The 8,372-nt window shown below is 48.6% G+C and carries 6 protein-coding genes, 1 pseudogene and 1 riboswitch; of the genes and pseudogenes, 6 read left to right on the forward strand and 1 reads right to left on the reverse strand.

The features are described 5' to 3' along the window. The first annotated feature begins 123 nt into the window (after positions 1-123). From ACEW9I_RS00995 to ACEW9I_RS01015, 5 genes are all read left to right on the forward strand, one after another. On the forward strand, positions 124-2,736 hold the full coding sequence (locus ACEW9I_RS00995; protein WP_373538513.1) for an ankyrin repeat domain-containing protein: 2,613 nt from the start codon (positions 124-126) through the stop codon (positions 2,734-2,736). A gap of 266 nt (positions 2,737-3,002) precedes the next feature. Then, positions 3,003-3,186, forward strand: a riboswitch (cobalamin riboswitch). Between the two features lie 60 nt (positions 3,187-3,246). After that, a complete protein-coding gene (locus ACEW9I_RS01000) occupies positions 3,247-3,990 on the forward strand; it encodes an energy-coupling factor ABC transporter permease (RefSeq protein WP_373538518.1) in 744 nt (247 codons plus the stop codon). After that, the gene (locus tag ACEW9I_RS01005; protein ID WP_373538514.1) at positions 3,971-4,288 is read left to right on the forward strand and encodes an energy-coupling factor ABC transporter substrate-binding protein; all 318 of its coding nucleotides are present in this window, start codon (positions 3,971-3,973) and stop codon (positions 4,286-4,288) included. Before ACEW9I_RS01000 ends, ACEW9I_RS01005 begins: the two co-directional genes overlap by 20 nt. Beyond that, on the forward strand, positions 4,285-5,079 hold the full coding sequence (gene cbiQ / locus ACEW9I_RS01010) for a cobalt ECF transporter T component CbiQ (RefSeq protein WP_373538515.1): 795 nt from the start codon (positions 4,285-4,287) through the stop codon (positions 5,077-5,079). Before ACEW9I_RS01005 ends, cbiQ begins: the two co-directional genes overlap by 4 nt. Continuing rightward, entirely contained in the window at positions 5,072-5,914 is an 843-nt protein-coding gene (locus tag ACEW9I_RS01015; protein ID WP_373538516.1) for an energy-coupling factor ABC transporter ATP-binding protein, read from the forward strand. The genes cbiQ and ACEW9I_RS01015 overlap by 8 nt, the downstream gene beginning before the upstream one ends. Positions 5,915-5,952: 38 nt before the next feature. Here ACEW9I_RS01015 and ACEW9I_RS01020 read toward each other — a convergent pair whose 3' ends face one another. Then, positions 5,953-7,821, reverse strand: a complete 1,869-nt coding sequence (locus tag ACEW9I_RS01020) for a DNA polymerase III subunit gamma/tau (protein ID WP_373538517.1) — start codon at positions 7,819-7,821, stop codon at positions 5,953-5,955. Between the two features lie 128 nt (positions 7,822-7,949). On the opposite strand from ACEW9I_RS01020, the pseudogene ACEW9I_RS01025 reads away from it, so the two are divergent. Then, positions 7,950-8,372: pseudogene (locus ACEW9I_RS01025) on the forward strand (hypothetical protein); the annotation flags it as partial.

Below are 8,372 nucleotides of genomic sequence, written 5' to 3' on the forward strand. Positions count from 1 at the left end.
GCGATCGTCACAAATAAAAAATGCCGATCGTAGTGATTTCGAGCGGTAATCTGGGCAAGATGAAACTATGGGCAGTGCCTTGGGCACACCTCCTGTCACCCAGCAAACTCGAACACAGCAATCATGAGTGTAGATCCCCAAACTCAAAGCTTATTTGACGCGATCGCAGCAGTTAATTACGATCGAGTCAAGCTACTGCTCGATTCAGGCGTAGCGATCGATCGTCCCAATGAGCGCGGACAAACACCTTTGGCGGTGGCTTGCCATCAAGGTAATCTGGAGATCGTGGATCTACTCATCGCGGCTGGTGCTCAAATGCAAGTACTCAAGTCAAATCCTCAGCCACAGCTCAATTCAGTTTTACCAGTAAATAACTCACAAGTTGCCAATCCTTTAGGGGAGCGCGAACAGCAGATCCCGTTTGAAAGTTTAATCGATCTGATCCATCAACCCGCCAATAATACTACTGAAGTCGAGCGGACGATCCCCATCGCTCCTCAGCCAGTAGTGCCCCAGTACAACACAGATTTGCAGCGGATCGCCGCTAATTGGCAAGATCTTAACTCGTCGGATGCTGAGGCTACTTATGCCTTCGATCTAGATGAAGTTTTTGCGGCGAATGATGCCGATAATCCAGCGACGTTAGATCGACTGGATATGTTTGTAGATACCCACACGATGACTTCCCTTCGACGTTCGGCTACTGATGTCGAATTTGAAGCAGGAGAGACTTATGCTTTCGATCTCAGCCCCGATCTAGATCGACTGACGATCGCAGCAAATGAAGAGCCAGATCGCCTATCGATGCCGATCGATCGATGGGAAGATAGTATGACCTACGTTCTGGATAATTTACCGCAAATAGATGTCGATCGGACACCACCTGCTCCTGGGGATCGGTTCGGTGCGCCACAGGATCAGCGCGAACTGTTAGGAGTCGATCCAGATCGGTTTGAAGCCAGTGCAACTTGGGAAGACGGTGAGACTTATGCGATCGATCTCGACGATCTCAGCTCCCACGAACTAACATTTGGGCATGAGGTTACATCAGAGCGACACTTGCTCGGCGATCTCGATGCTAATTTATTTCCAGGGAGCCAATCTGGATCTACCAGTGATGAGGATGACAGTGATTACTACGATCCTGACACCCAGACTAGTACGGATATTTTTGGAACTAGTAAGACAAAACAGGACGAGCTAGAACTGGCTCCGATCTATGAAGAAAATGCCACAAATACCTCGCTGATGGCAGCAGTCATTGATGGCGATCTAGATTTGGCGCAACAGGCGATCGAGGCTGGAGCTAGTCTCGATCGCTATGATTGGCATTTAGGTTATTCACCGCTGGGAATGGCAATCGATCGCGGCTACATCGATCTCGTGGGCTGCTTGCTGACGGCGGGAGCCAATCCTCACTGTGGCAGTACGGCTACTACAGCACTAGGTTTAGCCGCAGAAAGCGGTGAAGTCGAAGTTATTCAGATGCTGCTCCCACGCGGCGTCGATATCAATACCCCCGTCGGGCAAGATGGTTGGACAGCATTACTATCTGCTATCAAAAACGGTCATCGATCGGTTGTCCAATTGCTGGTGACGGCTGGGGCGAATGTCAATGTCTGGAGTCGAGGTGAGACACCGATTCTACTCGCAGCCAAGTGTGAAGAGCGGGAGATTTATCAATACTTATATCCGTTGGTGAATACAGCGATTCGACTGTGTGCCGATCGCGATGGCGAACACTTGCTGCAAGCCACCCAAAAACGCCGGATTCGCCAACAAAATCGCCCAGTGGAGAAATTCATCGAAATGGCGACGACGGGCAACGTCGATGAGGTAAATCGAGCAATTGAAATCGGCATCGAGGTCGATGAAATCGGTGCTCGGGGACATACAGCGTTGATGGCTGCGGCTTATCACGGACATCGATCGATCGTCAATATCCTGTTAGCGGCTGGAGCCGATCCCCATCTCCTCAGCGATGATGATGGTTTGGGTCTGGCTGGGATGACAGCACTGATGCTGGCGGCAGGAAGTTTCTTTGCAAGCAAACGTCAGCATGTAGTCAAACTCCTGATTGCTGGTGGTGCTGATGTCAATCAACGTGGTGTCGGCGGTCAAACAGCGATCTTCTATGCTGCTCTGGCTGGTTCTGGCTATACGGAGTGTGTGGAGACAGCCATCGCAGCAGGCGCGGATCTCGATCTCCAAGACGATTGTGGACATACTGTATTGACAGCAGTCGCCGCCGCCGAAAACTATCCGATGTTCAATCTACTGATGCAGGCAGGTGCCTCCACCGCAGGGCTAGAATCAATTCAACTGATCCAGGCTGCGCGTGCTGGTAAGGTCGATCGAGTTCGCTCTCTATTGGCAACTAAAGTTAATCTAGATCTCGATCGCGGTGCCGCAATTGGGAGTGCCGCAGCCACAGGGCATACCCAGATCGTCGAGCTATTGATTCGCGCTGGAGCCAATGTTAATCTCAGGGATAAGTTAGGATTTACACCGATCGCTAGTGCTGCTTATGCAGGCTACGGAGAGATCGTCCAATTATTAATCGATGCGGGTGCAGATATTCAAGCTCCAGCGGGTGAATCTCAGAGTTATTCAGCTCTAGAATATGCCCAAATGGGTTTATATCAATTCGATTTTCGGAATGAAAAGCCACACCAACATGGCGATCGTCAACACGCTCAGATTATTCGAGTATTGCAACAATTAGGCGCAAGATAAGTAATTGATAATTGATAATTGCGGATGCGCGCACGCCTTTGTTCCCCGACGGTTTTGCGGCGTTTTTTTGCGGGGGTTCCCCCGTCTTGGCGTTTTTTATGCGGGGGTTCCCCCCGCATAAAACGCCGCCGAATAAAAAAACGACAAGACAGCGCACCAAGCAGATAATTGATAACTAAAGCTATTTAGCTCCGCTTATGATACTTATTCTCAATAATCTCGATCGATACCGACGCTGAGGTGCTAGGATGAACCCAGTCGTTGGCACAACCGCTCCCAAGATTGGTTCTGGAAGTAGGTAGCCACGGAAATCAATGGGGAAAGATTGGTGTGCAATCCAACGCTGTCCCGCAACTGTAATGTATTCAAGGTGCCATGACTTGCTAACTAGGTCGTGGTAAATTTGGAATTAACTGAGTCAGAACACCCATTGGTTAAAACACATCCCGTTCATCTGCGAGGTTCAAGGTGACAAAATATCGGTCTAAAAAATTTGCGACATTGCTAGCAATGGTCGGTTTGAGCGCGTACTTAGTTATTGGCTCACCGACACCAGCTTATGCCATGCACATTGCCGAGGGGTATTTGCCCATCGAGTGGGCAGTATTGTGGTGGATAGTTGCCTTACCATTCTTTCTATTAGGCTTACGCTCTCTCCACCGGATTACCCAAGCACACCCAGAACTGAAACTGTTGCTAGCATTGTCTGGAGCTTTTACGTTTGTGCTGTCTGCACTCAAAATTCCCTCAGTCAATGGGAGTAGCTCTCACCCCACAGGGACGGGACTAGGGACGATTCTGTTTGGCCCCCTAGTGATGTCAGTCATCGGCGGGTTAGTGTTGTTGTTTCAGGCTGTACTCCTCGCACACGGAGGGCTAACGACTCTGGGCGCAAATGCCTTTTCGATGGCGATTGTCGGCCCAATGGTTGCTTATGTTGTCTACAATGCGATCGCGCGAACGGGACATCAGAAAGTTGCGGTATTCTTGGCATCGATGTTAGAAGATCTATGTACTTATCTAGTGACTGCTGTGCAGTTAGCCTTGGCTTTTCCGGCGGCACAGGGTGGATTTATGGCGGCTTTTATCAAATTTGTAGGTGTATTTGCAGTTACCCAGATCCCCTTGGCAATCAGTGAGGGCTTATTGACATTGTTAGTGTGGAACTGGCTCCAAGATTACGGACAACAGGAATTAAAAATACTCGGAATATTTCGACAGGGGACTAATTTAAATGTCAAAACTAGCGAATAGTTGGTTATTAGGTACTGCTATAGTCTTATCTTTTGCTCCAGTCTTAATCTTTCAAGGCAAAGAATTTAAGGCAACTGATAGTATCAACATCACAGCGATCGAAGAAGTTAAACCTGGATATAAACCGTGGTTTTCGCCTATAATCAAGCCATCCGGTGGTGAAGTAGAAACCTTTTTATTTGCAACTCAAGCCGCGATCGGATCGGGGGTGACTTGTTATATTTTAGGTTTATATAAAGGTCGAACCGAACGCCGAAAAGCCGATGAAGCTGCGATTTCAATCGATCCCGATAAGTGAATATTCAAATCGATACTCTCGCTTACAGCAATCGGCTGCGGCAGCTACCACCAGCGCAAAAACTCTGGTTTGCGCTAGCTATGCTGCTGCTTGCCTCGATCGCTCACTTCCCAGTACAAATCGGCATATTTGTCTGGATGAGCGTTTGGATCGTGGTTTATGCAGGCATTCCGCCGCAAATTTACAGTGCGATGATGCTGGGAGTGATGACATTTTTGGTGACTAGTTTGCCAGCTCTAGTACTCAATTATACTAGTGGCATTTCATCAGATCGGGCAGATTGTTTGTGGCAAATAGGTGTATGGAGCGGACAGATCTATCTCAGTCATCATGGTTTGATTCAAGCACTTGAAGTGACGATCCGCTCTGTGGCAAGTACTTCCGCGTTATTTTTTATCGTACTAACTATTCCCGCGATCGATCTAGCTACTACCTGTCAGAAAATTGGTTGCCCATCAATTCTCATCGAACTATCGCTGTTAATTTATCGCTTTATTTTTCTATTATCAGACACAGCCCAAAACATTATTACCGCTCAAGTCTCGCGCGGTGGTTATCGGACTCATCGGCTGAAAATGAATAGCTTGAATCTATTAGTGCGACAGTTAATTCAGCGGACGGCTAACCGTTATCAACAGTTGACTTTGGGAGTCAAAGCGCGAGGCTTCGAGCAAGAATTTCGGTTTTGGCAACCTGATGTATATCAATATTCGCCGCGTTATGCGCGAGAATCGATCGCAGGTTGTGTGGTGCTGGTAGTTGGGGAAATACTATATCGCTGCTATGTCTGAATATCTACTAGAATTTCGCGATGTTTATTACAGTTATCCGATGGCAACAGCTCCCACGTTGCAGGGGTTGAGCTTGCGGTTGCCCAGACAGCGGAAGACGGCACTGATCGGTCAAAATGGCTGTGGTAAGTCTACCATGTTCGCGATCGCCGATGGATTGTCTAAACCCGATCGAGGCACAGTTACACTCGATCGTACCCCACTGACTTTCGATCGAGCCACTCTCAAACGGTGGCGACAACGGGTAGGCTTAGTATTCCAAGATCCCGAACAGCAACTCGTCGCACCCACCGTCGCCGCAGATATTTCTTATGGACTGTGCAATCAAGGTTTAGCCGGATCAGAAGTAGCTGCAAAAGTAACTAAAATTCTCGCCGATTTCAACTTAGAAACCCTGGCAATGTCACCGCTCCAACACCTAAGTTTAGGTCAAAAAAAGCGGGTAAGTATTGCTGGTGTGATGGCATTGCAGCCCGAATTATTGCTGCTGGACGAACCAACTGCTTATCTCGATCCGATTCAAACTCGGAACCTATTCACGGAGCTAGATGCGATCGCTAAACTCGGCACCACCCTACTAATTGCCACCCACGATTTAGATTTTGTGTATCGATGGGCTGACTGGATTTTGGTGATGGATGAGGGCAAGTTAATTGCTGAGGGTGAAACTATATCAGTCTTTCAACAGCTTCAATCGATGCCGAATTTTGAGTTGGGAATGCCGCTACTGTGGCAGATGTGGTCGCGGCTAGCTCCCAACATGCCGCAAGTTCCAGCTCCCAGATCGATCGACCAATTTGCGATCGCGCTGGATAGCTATTTGTCAGGAAAATAGTCGATCGCTTCGATTGTTATGAATTACGGAGCCAGGGATTAGTTACCAACAATTCGATCGAATAAATCGTGAGTGCGATCGATGATTTTGCCATTGAAAACTTTGACGATATTATCTGTCGCCATTTGTAATAGGGGGTCGATTTCTAGATCTTCTATTTCTTCTACTTCTTCTAGTTCCACTAATGGAGTATGTATAGCTCGTTCTACGTCCAGTGATTCGGGCGGTTCGGCAAAATCCAGCGGCGGTTCTGGTTGAAATAGATCTACTGGAGCTAATGGTGCTTGAATGCTCTGTTCGGGTGGCTGTGTTTCTGGGGGTGGGATCGGTTGCTCGATCTCAGGTAGATACGCGATCGATTCTGGTAGCGGTGGCGGTGCGGCAGGAGTAACTACTGGGGCGGGATGTGCGGGTAGTGAGAAGCTAGGCTGGGGTTGACTTTGACCCAAGACTTCTAGTTTTACGGCGATCGATCGACCGAGTAGATGGCTAAATACTTTCGCTAGTTCGGGTACTTTGGTACTGGCGATCGACTGCATGGTACTAGATTTCATCGCTACTACCGCCTGCGCTTCAGAAATTGAGATTAATTTACCGAAGGGTTTAAATAAATCCCGACTAGCAGGTAAAAGCTGCTGTAAGACCTGTTCCCAGGTGCTAGGTAGGTCGTTTGTCTCGATCGCCATTTTGGGGGCTACTGCTGCGGCTGGAGGGGGCACAGCGACTGCTATCCGATCGGGCTGGCTGGGTGGTATCGATGCGACCTGACGGGCGATCGGTAGGGGTGGATTATTAGCCGGAGCTACAGCGGACTGAGTGTCGATCGTCAGTAACCCTAAGATGGCGATTTCCAGCCACAATTGAGGTTGAGTAGTATGTTTGAGTTGGATTTCACTATCCTTGAGATGTTTTTGTCCAGCCAGAATCCAGCTTAGTTGCCAAGTCTGAGCGATTTTAACCAGTTCTGTCCAAGTTTCCTCTGTGAATGCGACTAGATCGGCGCGTTGAGGGGCAGTTTTGGCGATCGACAGATCCCGATAACAACCTGCGAGGTTTTGGAGGACAGTGAGCGGTTCTTTACCACGTTCGAGGATCTTGCGAGTGCGATCGACTACACTTTCGGGATCGGCTGTAGCGATTGCTTGTAATATACCGATCAAATCTCGCTCCGGCACCGAACCGATCGCATCGGACACTCGATCGGGTGTGATTTCCCCATCAAGCAAACTCAGTCTGTCGAGTATGCTCTCCGCATCCCGCAAGCCACCTTGAGCGATTTGGGCGATTAGTGTTACAGATGCTGGAGCGATCTCGATCTGTTCGACCTTGGCAATATAGGCCAGATGCTTGACCATAGCATCGACTGGAATCCGCCGATAGTCAAACCGCTGACAGCGAGAGATAATCGTGGGCAAAACTCTTTGTGGATCGGTAGTTGCGAGGATGAATACTACTCGATCTGGTGGCTCTTCGAGTGTTTTGAGCAGTGAATTAAATGCTGCCGTGGTCAGCATATGACACTCATCAATGATATAAACCTTATAGCGGCACTGAACGGGGGCATATTGGGCGCGTTCGATCAGTTCGCGAATATTGTCTACTCCGGTATTGCTAGCAGCATCAATTTCAATGATGTCCAGCGCAGCACCGAGGGCGATTGAGCTACAGACCTCACATTTACCACAAGGTTGCGCTGTAGGTACCTGACTCGCCATACAATTAAGAGACTTAGCCAGTATTCTCGCACTAGAAGTTTTGCCTGTTCCCCGTGGCCCAGTAAACAGGTATGCTGGGGCAATCTTCTCCAACCGCAGTGCATTAGTCAATGTCGTAGAGATCGCCTCTTGCCCGACCAAATCGGCGAAAGTTTGTGGTCTATATTTATGATGTAGAGGTATATATGCCATCTGCGGGATAAATAAAGAAGAGGTGTGGCTAAAAGTCAGATGTCTCAGTTGAGACGATTTGCATAGCACTACTCTCTACGATACTCTAGATCGAATGTACCTAAATTGTGCATCTAAGGAATCAGTAAATGTTAAAAAAAATCTGGCAGTCATTCATGCGGTGGTTTCGCAAATTATTCGGGCGAGGTGCGAGTAAATCGAGCAATCGATTCGCGCCTACTGCTGAGTTACCACCTCTAGATGATACCGATCGGGAATATCTATTTATGCAGTTGCTCGAAGGAGTAGCTCATGGCTGGCAACAACCCCGCGCGATCGGCTTTTTTAACAAAATTAGGCAGCGAGTCCGCAAGTCAGAATGGCTCGAATGGCTCGACAGGTTCGGTCATAATTTACTCGAAGCCCCCGTCCCTAATTATGAACTAGCCGGACGGATGGTGCAATTAGGTCAACTCGATTGCGGCGAGATCGGCGATCTCGCTGGCGAGTATGGTGCTAGGCTGCTCGATCGTCAAGCCGAAGAATTTCCGAACTTGCTACCGATTATGGAG

This window comes from Chamaesiphon sp. (genome assembly GCF_041738855.1).
Lineage (GTDB): Bacteria > Cyanobacteriota > Cyanobacteriia > Cyanobacteriales > Chamaesiphonaceae > Chamaesiphon.